Consider the following 22,476-nt stretch of genomic DNA (forward strand, 5'->3'; position numbering starts at 1 on the left):
TATCCAGCTTCTCTAAGGTACGATTACTTCACAAACTCCATTTGTTGTTTAATGATTTCCTTAACATCTTTGGCAAGGAAAGCTGTATTTTTATTTTCTGCATACCATTTGTTCATGAAATCTTCAAGTTGCTTACCGCCTGCTTTTTCCCAAGCAGCTTGTGAATCTTTAATCGCTTGTTCTGCCGAGTATTTAGCACCGCTAAGGATGGCTTTTACGAAAAGATCGTTCTTCTCTTTAAGAATGGTTGTATTAATAACTTGAAGATCGGCAGGATATACTGGCATATGATCTCCTAATGTGATCCCAGGGTACTCTCTTGCTGGATCGAAATAAATTTTCTGAGCAGCTTTGAACAACTCCAATTGAGCTTTCTGTTCAGGCAACAAATCAGGATTGGATAGAGGAGCCAATGCATAGTTACATTTATCAACACCTGATGAGAAGAACATCACGTAATCCAAAGCGTATAAAACCTCATTTTTGTGCTTCTCCGGATCAAGAATTTGCGGACAGCCGTTTACGCCTTTCTTCCAGTGCGTGCCTTCGTCGCCGGAGATTATTTTACGCGCAGTTTCCGGCTTCATCATGAAGTCAAGATAGCGGCCTACCGCTTCTGGGTCCTTTGCCTTGGCATTCACAACGGTTGTCATTTGAATTGGATTATCAATAGCACCCGTGAATGTTCCCATCGGTGATTTCGGATAGCCTAATGGCGCCACTTCTGCTCCAGGAACGTTCTTCTTTAATGTAACTAACTCAACGTCTGCGGAGAATCTAACAAAGATCCCCATTTTTCCACTATGAAAGTCCTGTCTTGCCTTATTGCCATCTTTATCATTAATATAGTCTTTATCTATAATGCCTGCATCGTAAAGCATCTTCTTATAGGTAAGGGAAGCTAATTCCTTGTCCCACGCTCGGACAACCTTGCCATCCTTAATATCCCAAGCGAGCAAAGATGCCGAAGAACTTTCGCCGAATATTTCATTAATGGCTTGCTCCGAATACGTACTCATATTCATACCGTACGTATCTTTCTTGCCATTGCCATCTGGATCTTGTTCCACAAACGCCTTCGCTACATTGTATAATTCTTCCGTTGTTGTCGGCATACTAAGATTCAGCTTTTTCAACCAATCGGTGCGAATGTATAGTATATGCGCAGCGGTCGCTTCTTTTACTTTGCCAATCTCGTAGATCTTGCCATCTGGTTTGGTTCCCGCTTTTTTCAATTGCGGATATTGGGTTAATAACTTCTGATATTCGGGCATGTATTGCAAGATGTTGTCGATCGGCATCAGTTGTTTCTGATCATACAGGCTTCCTCGGAATGGTGTATTATACTCGTTGATGATATCAGGAGCAGAACCGGAAGCAAACAAGACGTTCAATTTCTTTGTAGAGTCGCTTCGCAGAATAGGAACGAACTTCACATTGGCAGGTCCATTTTGATTAATGAATTTGGTCCAGCGATTCTCTTCATAGGAACCTTCAGAAGCCGGTACGCTTCCCCGATCATACATGGAAACTGTAACATCACCGCGTTTAGCTGGTGTTACCGTGGCAGACTTAGTTGCAGACGCTGACGATGTTGTTACTGGCGCTTCTTTCTTGTCACTGCTACAACCAACTAATGTTGCCCCTAATGCGACAACCCCTAGTGAAACTCCAAGCCATAATTTCTTGTTTTCCATGTGCCTTTTCCCCCTACAATTTTTTATATTAACGTCTTGAAAAACGGGAACACCAGTTTCATTACCCCTTAACCGATCCTAACATAACTCCCTTGACAAAATACTTTTGCAAGAATGGATATACGACCAGCATCGGTACTACCATAACTACGACACCGACTGCTTTCACCATCTCTGTAGCCACTGTAGCTTGTTCCTCCAAATTAAGCGTAGGAGAGTTCAACAAGTCATTTTTCTGCAACATCCCTTGGACAACTACAGTTAAGTTCTGCAGCTCGCTTTTATTAATGTACATGAGTACGTTCATAAACGAATTCCAGAAGCCAATTCCATAGAATAACGCGAGCGTAGCTAGCATGGGTAGTGAAAGCGGCAAGATGACTCGAATAAGTAGCGAAGTATCGTTACAGCCATCAATCCGTGCTGCTTCCTGCACTTCATGTGGAATATTCTCAAAATAACTTTTCATCAACAGCATGTTGTAGGTACTGATGAATCCAGACAGCCATAAGGCCCAATAGGAGTCAATAAGATGCATGCTCTTAATCACGAGATAGGTGGGAATCAACCCCCCCGAGAACAGCATAGTGAACACCATACCTAGAACCAGATACCGTCTACCCATCAGATAGGATCTTGACAACGGATACGCAGCTAAAATGGTACCCAATAAACTTAACACCACACCAATCACCGTGATGATCACACTATTTTTAAAAGCACTCATTGCAGGGCTGGCGAGGAAGAATATTTTATAGGCTGTAAACTCTATACCAACAGGCCAGAAGAAGACATGACCAGATTCAACAGCCGAACGCTCACTTAGAGATAGCGCTATGATATGAATAAATGGCAGAACACAAGTTAAGGCGATTAATCCCAGTACTAAATAATTGATTGCATAAAATATTTTTTCGCCGTTTGTCGCTTTCATACAAATCCTCCTTCCACGGATGTTGAACTTGATGTATACATGATGCTAGAAAAGTGCCTGATCGAATTTCCTAGCGATCCGATTTGCAATAAGTACAAGACTGCAACTAATGATGGATTCAAAGAATCCCATGGCTGTTGTTAAACTAAATTGCGCATTGCCCAAGCCAATTTTATAAATATACGTACTTATGACTTCTGAAACATCCGAAACCCCAGCGTTCTGTAAGTTATAGACTTGGTCAAAGCCTACTTCCATAATCTTGCCCATTGCTAAGATGAGTAATAAGATGATCGTGTGACGAATACCTGGGATTGTTACGTGCCACATTTGACGCCATTTTGCAGCCCCATCCATAGCAGCAGATTCGTAGAGAGAGGGATCAATGGTCGTAAGTGCCGCTAGATAAATAATGGTGCTGAAACCCATTTCCTTCCAAACCCCTGATCCAACAAAAATGGCTAGCCAAGATTTGGACTCATACAAGAAAGTAATCGGTTCAATACCAAAGAGGCCTAGCACCTTATTGATTGAACCGTAATCGGTTGCGAATAGTTCTAATACGATACCGGAAACAATAACCCATGAGAAGAAATGAGGTAGATAGACAATCGTTTGCACCCATCGTTTAAACCAAGATTTCCTAACCTCATTCAGCAAAATAGCAAGGAATATCGGCATTGGGAAGCCAAATATCAAACTCAGAAAACTCAACCAAAACGTATTCCACAAAATTTGGAGCGTATTGGAGCTCGAAAATAGGAGATGAAAATTTTTCAAACCAACCCATGGGCTATGTAAGATCCCATCTGCAAAATTGTAGTTTTTGAAAGCGATAACAAGTCCGCCCATAGGCCAATATTTAAATAAAATATAATAAGCAATAACAGGAACCAGCATGATAAACAAAGGAATGTTCTGCTTCAGCCTTCTTCGTCGTTTTAGTCGCAAGGCATCTAACTCACTTTGAGTCATCCGGATGTCAGGAGTTTTAATAATATTCCCATTCATGTTTGCTTCACTCCTTTACTTTAATCTTATAACCCTATGATATAAGTTTTTATAGGAAAAACCCTTAAAATATTATAGAAGAAACTATAAATTCATTGGGTCATTACTCGCTTTTCCTTCTTTTTTTACGATGGCTGACAAGCACACAAAAGGCGAACTTCCCCCATACCTCGCAGGGGGAGTTCGCCTTTGCCTCAAGCATGTAAACTTCAGACAAATTGCTTCAATTCTTGCAATGATCTCAATCGTTGGAAACCGATTGCGGTACGATTCTGTACCTAGATCCAGCATATGTTGTAAACGTCATGCAACCTGAGTATTCCAATGAATTACAAGTAACTTGTCGGCCCTCCTCATCCAACACCAGTACCGGTATGCGAGAATAAATCGTACACGGTTCGCCGTTCAAAGAATCGATCATCGCTTCGCTCAGAATGCCGCTGTCCCAGCGTAAACTGACCGTGAACCCTCCACGCGCCCGCAACCCGTTAATAGAACCGGAAATCCACGTTTCGGGAAGCGCTGGCAGCAAGTGGAGAAACCCTTTATGAGACTGCAGCAACAATTCCGCTATGCCTGCTGTAGCAGCAAAATTGCCATCGATTTGAAATGGCGGGTGCGCACCAAACATATTGGCATAAACGCCGCCCCTCTGTGATTTCCACTTGTCCGGCTTCACGAGCTGCAACATGTTATAGATAAGCCGTTCCGCGCGATTACCATCTTGGAAACGGGCCCATAAGCCTACTTTCCAACCAAGACTCCAGCCCGTCCCCTCGTCTCCGCGTCTATTTAATGATGTTTGTGCCGCCGCAAACAAATCCGGCGTAACCTCTCCATTAATTTGGCGTCCTGGATATACTCCGAACAAATGTGAGACGTGACGGTGATTCTTGTCCTCCTCCTCGAAATCGCTATACCATTCCTGAAGCTGGCCGTACTGTCCAATTTTCAGCGGGAATAGCTTACTTCTCGCCATCATGAGCTCGGATCTGAAATCCTCATCGACACGCAGCACTTCAGCAGCTTCGAGGCAATTCGTAAACAAATCCCAGATCAATGATAAGTCCATCGTTGAAGCTACGCTTACAGCTGCTTTCTCACCGTCACTACTAGTAAATTTATGTTCCGGCGAAGTGGATGGGGCTGTGACAAGATATCCTTCCTGATCCTCAATGAGCCAATCCAAACAAAACAGAGCGGCTTCCTTCATGATTGGATATGCTTTCTCACTTAGATACGCCTTGTCTCTGCCAAAGGCGTAATGCTCCCAGAGATGCTGACAAAGCCAGACACCGCCCATTGGCCAGTATGCCCAAACCGGGTCGCCATGTCCATAATCGCCTACAGGTGCACTCTGAGCCCAAATGTCTGAGTTGTGATGCGCTGTCCATCCACGGACGCCGTAATTGATATCTGCGGTACTCCTCCCGTTAACCGATAAATTCCCAATAAAATCGAGCAGCGGTTGATGGCATTCAGGTAGGTTGCAGGTTTCTGCGAGCCAATAGTTCATCTCCGTATTGATGTTCAATGTATAATTGCTGCTCCAAGGCGGTCTTGTCTCCTTATTCCAAATACCTTGCAGGTTAGCGGGCTGCGTCCCCTCGCGTGAGCTGGCGATCATCAAATATCGGCCATACTGAAATAGTAGTTCTACTAAGCCCGGATCCTGAGCCCCAAACTCAGAAATCCGTTGGTCTGTCGGCATATCTGCAGGGCTGATCGTCTTCCCAAGTTGAATGTTGACTCTACCAAACAAGCTGCGATAGTCGTTGACATGACTATCGCGAAGCTCCGTATAAGAATACTTCATCGCCTCTGCCAGGTATGTTTCTGTGATCGCTAGTGGATCCTTACCTTCTCTGCCCGGGGAGCGATTAAAGCCATTAAAGCTTGTTGCCGCACTGAAGTAAAGCGTCACACTCGTGGCTCCTCGAACATGCAAACCTGCTTGATCTGCATGCAGGTAACCGTCATCCAAAACAATCGCGAGTCGACCTACGAAAGTCATCGCCTCTCCGTCCTCTTGATCTTCGTATACAATCGGTTGGTCAACATGATAATAGCTTGGCGCCACCTGCACTGGTGCCTTCCCACGAATGATCCATTGACCATTCTCTTGGATCATACTAGCACGCAATAGGCTATCTAGACGCGCGGTAAAATGTAGTGATCCGGGTTGACTGGACTTCAGACGAACAGCAATAACCTGACTGGGATTGGAAGCAAACATCTCTCGCGTGTACAAAACATTACCGATCTGGTACTCGACGCAGGATACCCCTTCTTGCAAATCCAACTCTCGTTTATATGAATGCGCGATATCCCCATGCTCAAATACGAGTGTGAGATCGCCAAACGGCAAATAGGATTGCGTGTAGGGCCCTAACATCTCCTTACACATTCGGTCGGCATCCGCATATCTACCTTTCGCCAAGAGACGTCGCACCTCCGGCAGTACTTCCTTGGCACGAGGGCTATTACAATTTTTTGGCCCACCCGACCAGAGTGTATCTTCGTTTAATTGAATTTTTTCTACTTCGATTCCACCGAAAATCATGGCACCCATTCGACCGTTGCCAATTGGCAGCGCTTCAGTCCATTCCTTAGCGGGACTTTGAAATAAAAGCCTCATTTCTCATCAACCCTTCAGTTACTTTTTTTAACTAAATTCACTTTTATTATATCTATGCGCTGCACTAAGATATGAAAAACTGCCTCCCCCTAAGGGAAAGCAGTCTTCGCTTCCTTCTACGATCACTTTGCCGGAGCTGCTGTTGATTGCCTGATGATGAGTTCTGGACGCATAACGATGCGTTGCTTAGCTTGTGATTTCTTCTTCAGTTCGAGAATGAGCAGATCGACAACTTGCTTGCCCATCTGCTCAATCGGCTGTGCAATTGTGGTAAGTGGTGGATCCGTCACGGAAGCTAGAATCGTATTATCGAAACCGATCACGGAAATATCTTCAGGAACACGCAGCTTTAACTGCTTAGCAGCCTGCAAGGCACCGATCGCGAGCATATCATTACAGCAGAAAAGCGCAGTCGGCCTCTCGGCGGCAGGCTTCTCTAGAAGTTCAATCGCCTCGCGTTTGCCGTCTTCTACGGTATAACTACAATTCCGAACCCTCGCTTCAGGGAGCCCGATACCGGCTTCCTCTAGCGTGGTCACGAAACCTTTTACCCGTTCACGACTACTTGTAACTTTGGTATGTTCAGCAAGAATCGCCATGCGTGTATGACCAAGCTCCAAGAGATGTTTAGCAGATAATGTGCCACCAACGAAATCGTCAACAACAACGGTATGTACAGCCATATCCGGCATCTCCCGTGCGATCATGACAACAGGAATCGATCGCTCCATGAGTGGTGTAAGCATGTCCTTATTATCCATCCCTGTCCCGATAATCATCCCATCCACACTTTTTTGCTGGAGTAAGTTCAGATACCGTTCTACACGTTCGTCTTTATTATCCGTACTGCAGATAACGAGACTGTATCCTAGATTATGACCTTGGTCTTCAACAGCCCTTGCGATTTCAGCAAAGAACGGATTGGAGATATCAGGGACAAGCAGGCCTAACGTATATGTCTTCTTCCCTGTAAGTGCTGATGCGATGACACTTGGCTGGTAATTGAGCTTTTCCATCACTTTCAGAATTTCAGTGCGCCGTTCTTCGCTTATTTTCCCTTTACCGTTCATGACTTGCGATACCGCTGCAATCGATACACCGGCTTCCCTAGCCACATCGTAAATGGTTGCCTTCATCGTACTACCCCATTTTTCTTGAAGAATACAGTTATTCCCCCATTATGACGGGGCTTTCCAGAACTTGCAACCGCCTTACGATTCGCTCGGCTTCGTCATGATCCAGGCATGGTCGGGGTCATTATGAAATTTCCATATCCGCGTAGGTCCCGCCATGACATTCAAATAATACACATCATAGCCTGGAGGCGCAGATACAGGGTGATAACCACGCGGAACTAGCACAGCTTCCCCGTTCTTAACAATTAATGTCTCATCAAGTGAACGATCATCCGTGTATACCCGTTGAATCGCAAAGCCTTGCTCCGGCTGAACACGGAAATAATACGTTTCTTCCAAAAAGGATTCATCAGGAAGCGCATCACGATCATGCTTGTGCGGCGGATAACTGGACCAATGGCCATTCGGTGTAAATACTTCGACAACAAGCAAACTATCCGCAGGCTCGCTCTCAGGTAAAATATTATGAATGTACCGCTCGATATTCCCATACCCGCGGGTCTCAACGCCTACTTGTGCAGGAGCAATTAATCGTGAACGATGATTTCCCGCGCCAGGAGCTGAGCAAACAGCAAGTTGTAGCGAGGTTAACGCCGTTACTTCATAGCTATCATGGCTAGTTACATAGACAGAATACGGCGGAATCTGCTCAAACACACTCATGCGCTGACCGATCCCTTGCCATTTCTCTTCGTTCGTTTGAACATCCGCTTTGCCGCTCAACAGAACGAGGCATACCTCTTGATCGACGGTTTCACGTTTTAAGGTTTCTCCTGCTGCCAATTGGACAACCTCGAAGCCAACATACTGCCAACCTGCCGATTCCGGCGTCACTTGTAATAGGCTGCCTTCTTCATTCGGAGAAGATGCAGGTGTTACAATTAATTTGGACATCGTAACGTCTCCTTCTTTCCCTTAAACTACAGAAGATTGCTTAAGCAATTCCAAGGCTTCGCTAACTTTCACGGGTCTGCCCAAACGGGAAGACAACTTCGCAGCCAGCGCAATCCGTTCGGCTTGAACGCCGTCATCCCCACTAACAGGCACACATTTATCATTCAAAATCGCATCAATAAACATTTGCGTTTCTTCTATATAAGCTGCTTGATAACGCTCAAGGAAGAAATGCAGCGGCTTATCACTCACAATCGAATCTGCTGTGGAGATCACAGCTGTATTCGGATGATCATTCGCAACGACCACACTGCCCTTAGAGCCAAACACTTCAACACGCTGGTCATAGCCATAGACGGCTTGACGGCTGTTATCAATGACACCCAATGCGCCATTCGCAAAGCGAAGTGTCACAACCGCTGTATCCACATCGCCATGCTGGGCAAAATCCGGGTTGATCAGAACATTGCCAACCGCGTACACTTCTTCAACCTCGCTGCCTGAAACGAACCGAGCCATATCAAAATCATGAATCATCATATCCATGAAAATACCGCCAGAAACTTTAACATAATCAATATGAGGCGGATTCGGGTCACGAGAAGTAATTTTAATAATATGCGGATCACCAATCCCCCCGCCTTGCACGACTTCTTGTACACGCTTGAAATTATGATCAAATCGACGGTTAAACCCAATTTGCAGCTTCACGCCAGCTTTTTTAACTTCATCAATGGCTGATACCGTTTTCGTGATATCCATCGAGATTGGTTTTTCACAGAAAATATGTTTCCCTGCACGCGCGGCTTGCCCAATCAACGGAACATGTGTATCAGTAGACGAACAAATGAAAATGGCATCGATATCTGGATGAGAAATAAGTTCGTTGCTATCTTTGGTTACGATGGAAATATTGCGTTCTGCCGCCCAAGCTTCCAACTCAGGACCTGCAAACAGATCACTTACGGCCACAATTTCTACTTGCGGGTTCCGCAATAAATTGTCCGCATGGATTTTACCAATTCGGCCTGTGCCGATAATACCGATTCTGATCTTTTTCATCCTAGGTTCCCTCCCGCTTTACCTGCACTTCCGAATAACTGAATTTTGGCTCTCACAGATGCAATGATGGCTTCCCGAGCTGGAATTAGATAATTCCTAGGATCATAGGCATCCGGATGATCATTCAAAAACGTGCGAATCGTTGCTGTACATGCAATTTGATTATCTGTATTCACGTTGATTTTGGCTGTACCGCACGCAATCGCTTGACGAATTTCGTCATCTGGCAGACCGCTTCCTCCATGAAGCACAAGAGGTACACCTGTCAGCTCTTTAATTTCTGCCATCCGTTCAAAACCAAGCTTGGGCTGTCCGCGATACGGGCCATGAACCGAACCAAGCGCAGGTGCTAAGCAATCGATGCTTGTTTCCTGAACCATTTTCACGCAATCCTCAGCCACCGCATACATCCCATCTGCATCATCTACAACCAGATCATCTTCACGTCCTGTGATTCGACCTAGCTCAGACTCTACAGAAACACCAAGCACGTGCGCAGCTTGCGTCACTTGACGCGTAACTTCGATATTGTGCTCTAAGGAATGATGGGAAGCATCGATCATCACTGAGGTAAATCCAGCGTGAATCGCTTTGATACATACTTCATACGAGCTGCCATGGTCCAAGTGAAGAGCTACCGGCACAGTAATGCCATAATGCTCGATCAAGGCTTTCACCATGCCTGCAATACAGGGTAATCCACCCATATAAGGAATGTAAGCCTCACTTACACCAAGAATCACAGGTGCCTGTTCAAGTTGAGCCGCTTGTAAGATCGCTTGTGTGAATTCAAGATTATTCAAATTAAATTGACCAACGGCATATTTACCATCTAACGCTGTCAGCAGCATCTCTTTCATCGAAACCAATACCATGAAATTCTCTCCTTTCTAACGGAAACTCGCTGTTACCAGCGAGCAGTTACCATCTTTTTACGTGTATAGAATTCCACGCCATCCGTACCATTGGCATGCAAATCACCGTAGAAGGATTTTTTCCAGCCAGAGAATGGGAAGAATGCCATCGGCGCAGGTACACCAAGATTAACGCCGAGCATCCCAGCATCAATCGTTTCACGGAATTGGCGTACGTTGCTGCCATCTTGCGTAAACAGGCATGCGCCATTCGCGAATTCAGAACGGTTGGAAAGCTCAATCGCTTCTTCCAGTGTGTCAACACGAACGATGGAAAGCACAGGAGCAAAAATTTCATCTTCCCAAATTTTCATCTCGCATTGTACTTGATCGAAGATTGTTGGGCCAACGAAGTAGCCTGATTGCCCAGTCGCGACGTCTTTACGTCCATCACGGATCATAATGGCGCCTTCCTTTTCACCGATGTCGATATATTTCAATGTACGATCCTTGTGTCCGCCACGAATGACAGGACCTAAGAACACGCCTTCATCATTTCCGTTGCCAATCGTAATCGCATCTGCCGCTTCAAGCAGCTTGCTAACTAGCGTATCCGCTACATCGCCTACAGCAACCACGACGGAACATGCCATACAGCGCTCACCCGCAGAACCGAATGCTGCGTTCGTGATCTCTTTCACCGCAATGGATAAGTTCGCATCCGGCATGACGATGGAGTGATTTTTCGCGCCAGCTAGTGCTTGTACGCGTTTCCCGTTAGCTGCTGCTGTTGTGTACACATATTCAGCCACTGGCTGGGAGCCAACGAACGAAATAGCTTTAATATCTTTGTGCTCAAGAAGGCCATTCACCACATCATGCGCACCATGAACGATGTTGAGGACACCAGCTGGTAATCCAGCTTCGTGGAACAATTCCGCAAGGCGATTAGCCAAATGTGGCGTACGCTCCGACGGCTTCAATACGAATGTATTGCCGCATGCGATCGCGAGTGGGAACATCCAGCAAGGTACCATCATCGGGAAATTGAATGGCGTGATGCCGCCAATAACTCCGATTGGGTAACGGTACATACCCGACTCAAGATTGGAAGCAATATCCGGAAGCTGTTTACCCATCATAAGTGTAGGAGCACCAGCGGCGAACTCCACACACTCGATGCCGCGAAGTACTTCGCCATATGCTTCGGAGTAGCTTTTACCGTTTTCTTTCGTCACGATACGAGCCAGCTCTTCCCAATGATCAACGAGAAGCTGTTGGTATTTGAATAAAACTCTTGCTCTCTTCGGTACAGGTGTACGGCTCCATGATTGAAACGCTTCTTGCGAATTACGAACTGCTTGATCAACTTCTTCTTTTGTGGAAATGGGAATATATGCAAGGATCTCTTCTGTTGCAGGATTATAAACAGGCTCTGTTTGTGTTGCGGATGATGCGACCCATTCGCCGCCAATCCAGTTTTTCAATGTATGTGTCATAGCAATTTCGCTCCTTTAGGTTGATAAGTCATTATGACGCTGTGATTTCTCCACGATTGCAACGTTCAATATAATCATCCACTGCAGCCGCAGTTGGCATCGCATCCGAGCAGCTATGACTGGAAATCACGATACAAGCAGCTGCGCTTCCGTATTCCATACTTTTTTCCAACGTCCAACCTTGCATAACCCCATAGATAAAGCCCGCTGCATAAGAATCACCAGCTCCAAAAGTCTTAACAACCTTCGCTGGGAAGCTCTTCGCGCGATGACCGACACCATCAGGTGTGTAGGCGATAGAACCGTCTTTGCCATGCTTGATAATGACAATCTTAGCGGAATAGTCGAACCATTTTGCCGCTGTGATATGATCATCTTTTTCCGGATTATGTTCAAACTTCTCCATCATGTCGAACTCTTCGCGCGTACCGAGAATAATATCGCATTTCTCAGCAGCCAGATTATAGTACACTGCCGTCTCTTCAGGAGATATCCATGTGTATGGACGATAATCGAGATCAAATACGATGATGGCCCCATGCTTCTTCGCATAATTCAGTGCTTGGAACACCGCTTCGCGTGATGGACTTTGAGCTAGAGCCGTTCCGGAGATTAGCAATACTTTTGCGTTTGCGATCAGGGATTCTTGAACCTCATCTGGTGTTAACTTCAAATCAGCCACGTTATCGCGATACATCAGGATACTGCAATCTGTCGGGCTTTTAATTTCTGTAAAAGCGAGTCCAGTCACAGCGCCTGTGCGATCCGTCACGACATTGCTTGTATCAATCGCGTTACGTTCTAAATAGGTAGCAATGAAACGACCCATTTGATCATTCGCGATTTTGCCTATAAACGCTGTTTTCATCCCTAATCGGGACATACCAATCGTGATGTTTGCTGGGGACCCGCCAACATACTTCGTGAACGTCATCGTTTCTTCCATTGGACGGTGAATTTCGTTCGCATTCAAGTCGATACATAATCTGCCGATAGCTACAAAATCAAGTGATTTCTCTTGCGGGAATGTCACATAGGTCATGGCCTCATTACCTGCTTTCTTTGATTAATAAAGAATGTATATAGTTCAGTGCGTTTTTCGCATATTCGTAAGCGTTATGGGTTGCAGGGTCTTGCTCGCCTTCGAGCATCGCCCATCCTGTGTATTTACGATCCAATAACTCTTTGAAAATCGGTGCAAAATCAAGGCAGCCATCCCCTGGTACGGTAAACACACCTTTGCGAATACAAGTTACGAAATCAACCTGCTCCGCGCGCGCTTCATCCAGTACAGCTTGGCGAATATCTTTCAAATGAATGTAAGCAATTCGGTTGTAATGTTTGCGCAATACCGTCAACGGATCTCCACCACCGTAGTAGGTATGCCCAGTATCAAACAGCAGGTAGACCAAGGAAGGATCGGTTAGTTCCATCAATCGATCGATCTCTTCCGGTGATTCAATTACCGTTCCTCCGTGATGATGATAGGTCAGCTTCAGCCCGTGTTCCGCTGCAATAGCTCCCGCACGGTTTAGTCCTTCTGCTAAGCTCTGCCAGCCTGCTTCATCGAGGCGAAGCACCTCTTTCTCGTTCGGTGTACGACGCGGATCAAAATGGAGTGAACCCCCGACTTCCGCTGTAGAAATGACCGTGCTGCCCATTTCTTTCAGAAATAGCACATGCTTACGGTAAGCTTCCAGTTCTTCTTCTCGGTAAGCAGGATCCGAGAACAGGACCGATTTCCATTGGGATACGAGACTGATACCACGTTCTGATAGTTCTTTCTTCAGCTCATTACTATCGGTCGGATATTTGCGCCCCATCTCCGTCCCGGTTAATCCCAGCTTCTGGATCTCATCTACGATCTGTTCAAATGTGGTATCAGCGCCATGTTCCTTGACGTCCTCTCCCACCCAATTAATCGGATGTATGCCTAGCTTAAACGGTAGTTCTTCCATCGTTAGGTCACCTCTTCTTAGTTAAATGGGTTTAGCCGCTTGTATGTTTTTCTTCATCTCTTCATGGGCTGCTAACACTTTGGCACTCTCCGAAACCTCAGGTACGCCAACTTGCCACCAAGACTCATAACCGCCTGTGTTCGTGCCAGGTACGACAGGGATTTCAATCAAGGTTGTCACCGTTTCTGCTTTCGCTTGCAGCAGCGCTGCCTTCAGCTCTTCGGGATTAGTCGCCTTATATGACTTCGCTCCCAAACTGCGCGCATGTGCTGCGAAATCAATCGGCATATAGTTGCCAGTCAGCTTACGCGTCCCCGATTCCCGGTAACGGAATTCATTCCCGAAGCCTTCGCTTCCTTGACTGCGCTGCAGATTATGAATGCATTGGAAGCCATGGTTATCAAATAGCAGAATCGTGAATTTCTGCCCCTCTTGCAAGCTCGTCACTAATTCCGAGTGAAGCATTAAGTAACTGCCATCCCCGACGATCGCGTACACCTCACGCCCCGGTTCCGCCAAAGCTGCGCCGAAGGCACCGCTTACTTCATATCCCATACAAGAGAAGCCGTATTCCATATGGTACGTTTTGGGCTCCGTTGAACGCCATAAACGGTGTAAATCGCCAGGTAAACTTCCCGCTGCGCAAACAACAACCGAGGAAGCGTCAATTGTTTCATTGATCACACCAAGCGCGTGTGTTTGAGCAAAGCCTTCTGCACACTCTGCTTGGTACAAACGATCCACTTCTCGATCCCATTCGTCTTTCAAAGTTGCTATGTAACCTGTCTCGTAGTTGCTCGAATAATCAAGGAAAGTCAGTGCTTCGCGCAGTAAGCTTAGTGCTTCCTTCGCATCAGCTGTAATCGAAATACCGCCTAATTTCGAAGAATCGAAGCCGCTGATATTGATATTAATAAATTGCACATCGTCATTCTCAAAAGCTGATTTGGATGCTGTCGTAAAGTCGGAATACCGCGTACCCAAACCGATAATCAAATCTGCTTGTTTCGCTAGCTTGTTCGCAGCCAGTGCTCCTGTCACGCCAATCGCACCGACATGCAGTGCATGATTCCAAGGCATCGAGCTTTTCCCTGCTTGCGTTTCCGCAACCGGGATGCCGAACGTTTCTGCAAATTCCGCTAGTTCCTTCGTCGCTTCCGCATATAGTACGCCGCCGCCTGCAATAATTAGCGGACGCTTCTTACCTAAGATCACTGCTGCCGCTCTTTGGACAGCTTCCTGCGCCGCTGGTCGGCGATCGATATAATGAACTTTCTTATCGAAAAAGGCTTCCGGATAGTCGTAGGCTTCCGTCTGCACATCTTGGGGAAGCGCTAAGGTCACCGCGCCAGTTTCCGCTGGATCCGTTAACACCCGCATCGCTTGCGTCGCTGCACTTATCAACTGCTCAGGACGAACGATCCGATCCCAGTATTTGCTCACTGACTTGAATGGGTCGGTCGCAGATATCGTATAATCGTTCGTGACTTCAAGCTGCTGCAGGACGGGATCGGGCTGCCTCGAAGCAAAATTATCTCCCGGCAGCAGCAGTACCGGTATGCGGTTGACAGTCGCTGTTGCCGCAGCCGTTACCATATTGAGTGCGCCTGGCCCGATAGAGGTTGTGCAGGCATAAATTTGTTTGCGGTTCTTTTGCTTCGCGTAAGCGGTTGCAGCGTGGACCATTCCTTGCTCGTTCTTGCCTTGTATATACGTAAGGTCACCCGCGCTATACTCCAACGCTTCTCCAATCCCAGTTACATTGCCATGTCCGAAAATCCCCATGACACCTTGAACAAATTTAGTCTCCTGTCCATCGATGGAAATGTACTGCTGGTCTAGAAAGCGAAGTAATGCTTGTGCCATTGTAAGTCGAATTGTACGCATGTAAATCTCCCTTCCTTTCAGAGGTTAAGCGCTTAATCTTCCAATCTTTAAGCGCTCGCCCCTGTACGGGTTAAGCGCTTAATCCGATCATACAGCATTTTTATTTTACTCGCAATGCTTTTTTTGAAACCACTAACTCGAGCTCCGGATCACGAGATGTCCAGTAAGTGTTCGCCAGCTAATTCCCAACAAAAAAACTTGCTCATATTTTGAGCAAGTTTTTCATTTATTTGTGATCATACACGTAAGATTACTTACTGCTTCTGTATTCCTTCGGTGACATTTGAAACTGCTGCTTGAAGACATTCGTAAAATAATTGGGTTCATCAAACCCAATCGCGCAAGCAATTTCAAATATTTTCATATCCGTATTCCTCAGAAGCAAGGCCGCTTTATCCATACGGACCCGGGTAACGAATCGTGTAAAACTTTCTCCCGTTGTTTTTTTGAAAACAACACTGAAGTAACTTGGATTTAAATGAATATGAGCAGCCACATCCGTCAATCGGCATTCCTCGTTGTAGTGTTCCTCAATATATTTAATAGCCCGCTCAACCACATTATCACTTTTGGACGCTTGCCATTGATTGAATTGAAGCAGGAATTGCTTCACTTGCTCAGCTGCCCAATCCAGCACCTCTTTCGGAGTCCAGTGGATCTGCGGCATTTCGTTCGGCAGCCTAGTCAGCGCATTCTGATCGTCAGGATCAAACTGCTTCTGGATCGTCCCGTGCATCGCAATAGACAGTGACAACGCGCCAAGTCGCATCTCCTCAGGCGATGTGAGGCTTAGCTCCTGTATCACGCGATTCAACAGCACGTGCAGGCTATCCTCTTGTCCCACTAGAATGGCTGACATGAGCTGAACTTCCATCTCTCTGACCCTTGCCTGATTAAGGGAGAGCATGATCCCCGATCCCGCTTCACTTCCGCTTAAAGAAGGAAGTTTAATGGGATCTGAGACAGCCTCTTTCGTTAACAGATACAATTGTGCCAAGTCAATTGCGGAAGGCGCTAGCCCCATTGAAACTATGCTTGTACGAATTTTCAAATATTCAAAGGAGGCCGTTGGAATACTGCTTTGCAAAGTTTCATCGACCTGGTGTAGTCCAGCCACTAAGAGGAATGTGTCATGTTCCACTAATAAGAGGCGGGCTTCCAGACCTGCTCCTTTCACAAGCTCTTCCACAATGTTGGAGAAAGCAAATTGCAGCAAGCTCATGTCCCTTTTACCATTCGATCGATTCGCCATATCCTCATTATTCATATGCAATAACCACAATTCTTTACCAGACAACGCTTGGTTCAAGCCAGGCAATGTGCTCATTTCATAGGGGAGATCCAGTAATACAGCACGAAGCTCTTGATCTTGTTGCAGCTGTCTTTGCAAGAGTTGTTTCTGCTGATGCGAATACTTCTCATAGAATCGTTCTGATGCTTTGTTCATGATCTGACGAACGTCGTCTTCCGTGCACGGCTTGATTAGAATATCTAACGCTCCCAGCCTTACAGCGGCTTGTGCGTATTCAAAATTTTTGTATCCTGTCAAAATAATCACGATCATCTCCGGATAATTCTTCCGCAGATGCCCTACGAATTCAATACCATCCATGATGGGCATCCGAATATCCGTTAAGACCAAATCAGGCTGAAGCTCATCAAGCAGTCCTAAGGCGTCCTGCCCATTCCCCGCCTCACCGACCACTTGCCAGCCCAGCTCTCCACCTTGCAGCATCTTGACTAGCCCTTTTCTAAAATTCAACTGATCTTCGACAATCAACACTTTTCCGCTTCTCATTCCAGTGATCTCCTTTCATCATTCATTAGAAGAGGCAGAATAAGACGCATGTTGGTTCCACTCCCCACGAGGCTTGAGATTTCCATGCGGAACGGAGGGCCATACACCAACTCAATCCTTCTCACAACACTCCGTACACCGAGACTTTCTCGTCCATCCGTACGATGAGGCAAAGAAGAGCCCTGAACTCCCAATATTTGTGAAACAGCCTTCTCATCCATCCCACACCCATTATCGGTAACCTCAATCTCAAGGAAGTCGTCGCGTCTGCTTGCCTTGATGATCAAAACTTTATGTGAAACCATATTGCGAAAAGCATGCATAAATACATTTTCAACTAACGGCTGAAGCAGCGAACGCATTACCTGAACGTCCATGACATCCTCATCCACTTGAATGATGGTTTCCAAATCCGTTTCAAACAGTTCCTTCTGTATCTTCAAATAGTTACGGATCTGCTGGAATTCTTCTTTAACCGTCGTCAGCGTTCGAACAGGCATCAAGGAATATTTGAGCATCTCTGAAATGGCAGCGATCAACGCGGCCGTCTCGGTTTCATCTTGCAGATATAGCTTCCAATAAATTTCATTGAACATGTTGTGTAGAAAATGAGGATTTAATTGCGCTTGTAAAGCTTTAAGCTCCGCTTCTTTCTCACTTAATTGCGTGAGATATACTTCCTTAATAAGCCGTCCGACCTGTTCGGCCATTGCATTAAAGCTTTCGCCCATATAAGCTAACTCGTCATGGGTACGTATTTCGATGCGTGCATCGAAATCACCCGAGCGAACCTTGCGAAGTCCAAGCATTAAATCCTTAAGCGGTCGAAGTAAATTCCCCGTGGAAAGTACGATTAAGACACTGGCCAGTAGAATACTTACCAAACCAGAGTAAACAATCATTCTGAATAAATCGCGACTTCTAGATTGGATCTCTGTTAACGAAGTTCCACTCACGAGCTTGAAATTGGTTACTTCGGATTCTCCTTGTACATACAAATGATGCTCCATTAATTGCGTTTGGTTCATATTTTGAAGCACCGATAATTGATCTAAATGAACGGGCGAATTCGTAAATAACAGTTCTCTATTCTTATTAAACAAATAAACTTGCCCTTGGCCTGCTTTAGTTAGCTCCTTCAGTGATCCTGAGAAGAAGGATTCGTCGAAAGCCATAACGAGTACACCGTACGTCGTCAAACTACTATTTTTCATAAACCTTGCCACAATGATCGTATTTCTATAACCACTTGGCTCAATAGATGATGCTAATGGCACGCTAATCCACACGAGATCGCCAGAGGTGTCGCTAATTTTGGAACGAATCACCTTGAATACATTTTCATCTGGGACATTAATGGCAGAAGTCGTATAGCTGAAATACGATGGATTCCCATTTAAGTCATATAGGTACATCCCTGTAATATACGGCGCATCTGATTTGAGTTGGTAGACCTGATCTTCGATTTGCTTCTTATCAAAATAACGTTCAAAGGCGTCTGAGCTTTCATTTAAATTAATGCGTGAAATCAACTTTTCGATGGCTGGATTAAATACAACCGTTTGCGAAATACGAACAACTTCTTGCACCTTAAGGTCCAGCTTCGCTAGCGCTTCTTCATTCGTACTGGTAAATTGCTTACTGATCTCTTCCTCGAACAACGTTAAGTTGTAGCGATACGTTAAATACCCGGTCAAACAGAATGCCAATAAAATAATAATGGATAAACTGAGAATAAGTTTCACCCTGAAGCTGCGATTAATCATAATTATATTTCGAATCCAGGATAGCATCTCATTTACCCCTTTGTTTACCACATAAGAATTTCTAAGTTTCCAGTACTCGGGTGAACAAATTCTTATTGGCGATAAAAATAACATTTAAAACGCGGTCGCACATCCTCGAAGTACTTCGATAGAAGTTTTTCTCATAAGTGACCGAGCCTTAAACGATATTATAACAACATTACTCGCTTTCCCGCTAATTTTTTAGTTTCAGAACCAAAACAAAGCAAAAACCGATGTTCCCAAGTTAAGGGTCATCGGTCTTTTACATCTAACTATTGTTTGAAAGTGGTCAACAACCTCTTAACGGATTCACCATTTTCGTTCATGAACATCTCATATACTTTGACTTGAATCGGGAAATCAAGCTGGTTGGATCTTGCATTTAAATCTATTGTGTTAGTCCCATTGTACAAACGGCCTTCGCCTGACAAGGCTTGAACTGATTTTCCAACAGGATTTCCAACATTATCAAATAATTCGAATGAGAGCTTACTGTTAAACTTATCAACCGTAACATTCTTATCTGGCTTCATGCTTAGATCCAGCTTAAGTTTATAATCATAACTCATATTAGCTTGGTAAATAGCTGAAATCGTCCAATCTTTGATGGTAATATCATAGGGGTATACGTTAAGTATTTTACTCGTCAGGTCATTCTTCTGGACGGGTACCTTTGCCGAGGCAAGAAGTGATTTATACGATATGTCTCCATTCATTTGTTGGCTGTAGAGGTTCATTTTCAAACCTTCACCCGTCTCCGAAGCGGGAAGTGCATACGAATAGCTAACGACATAGGAAGCATTAGGAACAACACTTAGTGCTGTAGCTTCCTGTCTTCTTCCTCCATAAGCATAACCATCTAAACTAACAAGCTCCGTTTGTATCGCCGGAATTGGGATCGGACGATCACTATTGTTCGTCAACTTAAACTTTGCCACGGCTGTATTAAAACCATCATCTTCATTACTTGTTACGTGTAATTCAACCAAAGAAACATCGACATTAGACGGAATGAATTTATTCGTAGAATCCAGTTTAACTGGTGTACCTAAGATATATTCCGGGGCAGGGATAACTCCCTGCGTCGCAGCTCCTCCAGGGAGGAGTATATTGACACGACCTACCCGGTAGGTGTCTTCAAGGAACTTACCTTCACCCAATGAAACAGCAAAACTCTCTGGTGTGACTACATTCAGGCTGGTGAATTCCGTATCCAGATCTGTTGGAATGACGATATGGATATATCTCTTCTCACCTGGATCTAGCGTAACTGCAGCTTCGGCACGACTACCAGAATAAACCTTACTTTCTGACTTTCCATCAATCCCAAAATTAGGTACAGACTGACGTTCTTTGGTTGCATTTACGACTTGAATTTGAACTACCGTGGAAACGCCTTTCGCTGTAATTTCCTTATGAATATCTACAGGAATGAAGCCAAGGGGCGAGCGCGAAGATGGTAAGGCAAAGGCTTCTCCCCATTTAAGAATAGCAGATGATTTCGTTATGGTACTGTCACTGCCGTTCCATACGGTACCAGCATCAACAGGGATAGTAAGCAGTGTTGTTTCTTTTTTCGGATACACGTCCATATCCACATCTATAAAGTTGATGGTCGTTAGATCAACATCGTCACTCCTTTCAACTATCGACAGGTAGCTAAGCTCCAGCTGACTCTTGGGTTGAATGGACTTCGGATTTTTGGCACTAGGCTGCAGTGTATATTCAATACCGTCTGCCATCAGAACCCGTAGTTCAAAGTCAGGTACACGCGTGATTTTATCACTCGTATTTCTAATGCGAAGGACTGTACCTAACTTAGTGGAATCCGATTCGTGCTCATTGAGCATGCTTTTGATTTCAACCTCAACTTTATTTGAAAGCGCGTAGCTAACATCCGTGCTTGCTGCAGCTAGTCCTGACAAGTTCTGACCATCTGCAGCCCATGCGGGTATAGATGCTGTAGATAAAAGGACAGCTGATAGAACAAGAGTAGCTAGAGATCTCTTCATCTTAATTTTCACTTATGTCTCCTCCTCATACATATTAGGTTAGTTACTCACTTTTACCGTGTCTTGATCTTTCAGTTGGTGTTGTCCGGAAATGACCAGAATCTCTCCTTCTTTGACCCCAGAAATAACTTCCTGATTCGTCTCATTCAAACGACCAAGTTCAAGTTTACGCTTTTGCACCTTATCTCCGCTTACGACATAAACAAAGTTATTTCCGCCTTCACGAACGATGCTAAGGCTTGGAATAACAGGTACGTTTTGTTCATCATCTTTGGTTAGCTCCACTTGTGCCTTCGATCCTGGTTTCAGTTTGCCCTCCGGATTCGGAACTTCCAATTCCAGATCATAAGCTTTGGATTGTCCATTAATGACATCCGATAAGTAGGTTACTTTGGCTCCGGCTTTCGTCGTTACACCAGGAATGTAGAATGTCAATTCACTCTTACCTCTAACAAGATTAGCTGACTCTTCGCTAAGTTGAGATTTGATTTTAACTGGATTCGTCTGTTGAACTTCCCCTACGCGACCGCCTGGCGCTACTGTCTGACCGACCGTCACATTGAGATCCGTCAGCACACCGGAAGCTGGTGCTTTTACCTCAAGATTGCTTAGAGCCCTCTCGATATTCTTCGCATTTACTTGCGCTGATTCTAAACTGGATTCCGCTTGTGCCAGCGAATTCGTCTCTTGCATGGTTTTCAGCGATCTACGTTCGCTTGCCAGATCTTTTTTGGAATTGTTTAGCTTCGTTTCCATCTGTTCTAAATCGGATTTCGTTGCTGTTCCTAGATCGTATTCATTGTGAACCCTGCTGTAAGCTTTCTCTAGGTCACTAACCGCGCTCTCCATCTTAGCAACACGGTCTTTGGCATCTTCGATACCATTCGATGTATTTTGCTTAGCCGCTGTAAGTCCAGCCTGTGCTCCTTTGATGCTTACTGCATTCAAATCCTTTTGTATCAGCACATCCGTTGGATCCAATCGGAAAAGCACTTCGCCTTTATCAACAATATCTCCACGTTTTTTCAGGATTTCAATAACTTCGCCACCGGACTTGGTAATAATATCTAATTGAACGGATGATACGACATCACCCACTTGTTCTAGAGGTTCACCAATCTTTTGCTTTGTGACTTTTGCCGTTTTCACTACCTTATCCCCTTGCTGGGCAGCTGTTGTTGCCGCAGGGCTTACTGCTGGTGTTGAGGAACATCCTACGGCTATCGCCGCGCTAAGCGCGAGGACACCGAATATCTTGGTGCTCTGTTTGATCATAAACAACTGACGTTTCATATTCATTTTCCCCTTT

At 45.2% G+C, this 22,476-nt stretch carries 16 protein-coding genes; all 16 read right to left on the bottom strand.

Annotation, left to right across the window (positions count from 1 at the left end):
* Positions 1-23 precede the first annotated feature (23 nt).
* Positions 24-1,697: an extracellular solute-binding protein gene (locus L6I86_RS23435; RefSeq protein WP_236290846.1), complete on the bottom strand. Its 1,674-nt coding sequence runs from the start codon at positions 1,695-1,697 to the stop codon at positions 24-26.
* 61 nt (positions 1,698-1,758) lie between these two features.
* Positions 1,759-2,631: a carbohydrate ABC transporter permease gene (locus L6I86_RS23440; protein ID WP_236290847.1), complete on the bottom strand. Its 873-nt coding sequence runs from the start codon at positions 2,629-2,631 to the stop codon at positions 1,759-1,761.
* Positions 2,632-2,676: 45 nt separating this feature from the next.
* Complete coding sequence (locus L6I86_RS23445; RefSeq protein ID WP_236290868.1) at positions 2,677-3,606, bottom strand: ABC transporter permease; 930 nt, start codon at positions 3,604-3,606, stop codon at positions 2,677-2,679.
* Positions 3,607-3,883: 277 nt separating this feature from the next.
* Complete coding sequence (locus L6I86_RS23450; protein WP_236290848.1) at positions 3,884-6,280, bottom strand: glycoside hydrolase family 95 protein; 2,397 nt, start codon at positions 6,278-6,280, stop codon at positions 3,884-3,886.
* Positions 6,281-6,402: 122 nt separating this feature from the next.
* Entirely contained in the window at positions 6,403-7,416 is a 1,014-nt protein-coding gene (locus L6I86_RS23455; protein ID WP_236290849.1) for a LacI family DNA-binding transcriptional regulator, read from the bottom strand.
* 75 nt (positions 7,417-7,491) lie between these two features.
* Complete coding sequence (iolB, locus tag L6I86_RS23460) at positions 7,492-8,310, bottom strand: 5-deoxy-glucuronate isomerase (protein WP_236290850.1); 819 nt, start codon at positions 8,308-8,310, stop codon at positions 7,492-7,494.
* Between the two features lie 21 nt (positions 8,311-8,331).
* Complete coding sequence (gene iolG / locus L6I86_RS23465; RefSeq protein WP_236290851.1) at positions 8,332-9,372, bottom strand: inositol 2-dehydrogenase; 1,041 nt, start codon at positions 9,370-9,372, stop codon at positions 8,332-8,334.
* Entirely contained in the window at positions 9,369-10,247 is an 879-nt protein-coding gene (fba, locus tag L6I86_RS23470) for a class II fructose-1,6-bisphosphate aldolase (RefSeq protein ID WP_236290852.1), read from the bottom strand. The genes iolG and fba overlap by 4 nt, the downstream gene beginning before the upstream one ends.
* A gap of 32 nt (positions 10,248-10,279) precedes the next feature.
* Positions 10,280-11,725 (bottom strand): CoA-acylating methylmalonate-semialdehyde dehydrogenase, encoded by a 1,446-nt coding sequence (locus L6I86_RS23475; protein WP_236290853.1) that lies wholly within the window; start codon positions 11,723-11,725, stop codon positions 10,280-10,282.
* Between the two features lie 31 nt (positions 11,726-11,756).
* Complete coding sequence (gene iolC, locus L6I86_RS23480) at positions 11,757-12,767, bottom strand: 5-dehydro-2-deoxygluconokinase (protein WP_236290854.1); 1,011 nt, start codon at positions 12,765-12,767, stop codon at positions 11,757-11,759.
* 7 nt (positions 12,768-12,774) lie between these two features.
* A complete protein-coding gene (gene iolE, locus L6I86_RS23485; RefSeq protein ID WP_236290855.1) occupies positions 12,775-13,683 on the bottom strand; it encodes a myo-inosose-2 dehydratase in 909 nt (302 codons plus the stop codon).
* Positions 13,684-13,704: 21 nt separating this feature from the next.
* Positions 13,705-15,570: a 3D-(3,5/4)-trihydroxycyclohexane-1,2-dione acylhydrolase (decyclizing) gene (iolD, locus tag L6I86_RS23490; RefSeq protein ID WP_236290856.1), complete on the bottom strand. Its 1,866-nt coding sequence runs from the start codon at positions 15,568-15,570 to the stop codon at positions 13,705-13,707.
* A gap of 250 nt (positions 15,571-15,820) precedes the next feature.
* Positions 15,821-17,368: a response regulator transcription factor gene (locus tag L6I86_RS23495; RefSeq protein WP_236290857.1), complete on the bottom strand. Its 1,548-nt coding sequence runs from the start codon at positions 17,366-17,368 to the stop codon at positions 15,821-15,823.
* Positions 17,365-19,161 (bottom strand): cache domain-containing sensor histidine kinase, encoded by a 1,797-nt coding sequence (locus L6I86_RS23500; protein ID WP_236290858.1) that lies wholly within the window; start codon positions 19,159-19,161, stop codon positions 17,365-17,367. The genes L6I86_RS23495 and L6I86_RS23500 overlap by 4 nt, the downstream gene beginning before the upstream one ends.
* A gap of 266 nt (positions 19,162-19,427) precedes the next feature.
* Entirely contained in the window at positions 19,428-21,179 is a 1,752-nt protein-coding gene (locus L6I86_RS23505) for a hypothetical protein (protein WP_236290859.1), read from the bottom strand.
* A 27-nt stretch (positions 21,180-21,206) separates the two neighbouring features.
* Positions 21,207-22,460 (bottom strand): efflux RND transporter periplasmic adaptor subunit, encoded by a 1,254-nt coding sequence (locus L6I86_RS23510; RefSeq protein WP_236290860.1) that lies wholly within the window; start codon positions 22,458-22,460, stop codon positions 21,207-21,209.
* Positions 22,461-22,476: the final 16 nt, after the last annotated feature.

Source organism: Paenibacillus allorhizoplanae, from assembly GCF_927798215.1.
Taxonomy (GTDB): Bacteria; Bacillota; Bacilli; order Paenibacillales; family NBRC-103111; genus Paenibacillus_E; species Paenibacillus_E allorhizoplanae.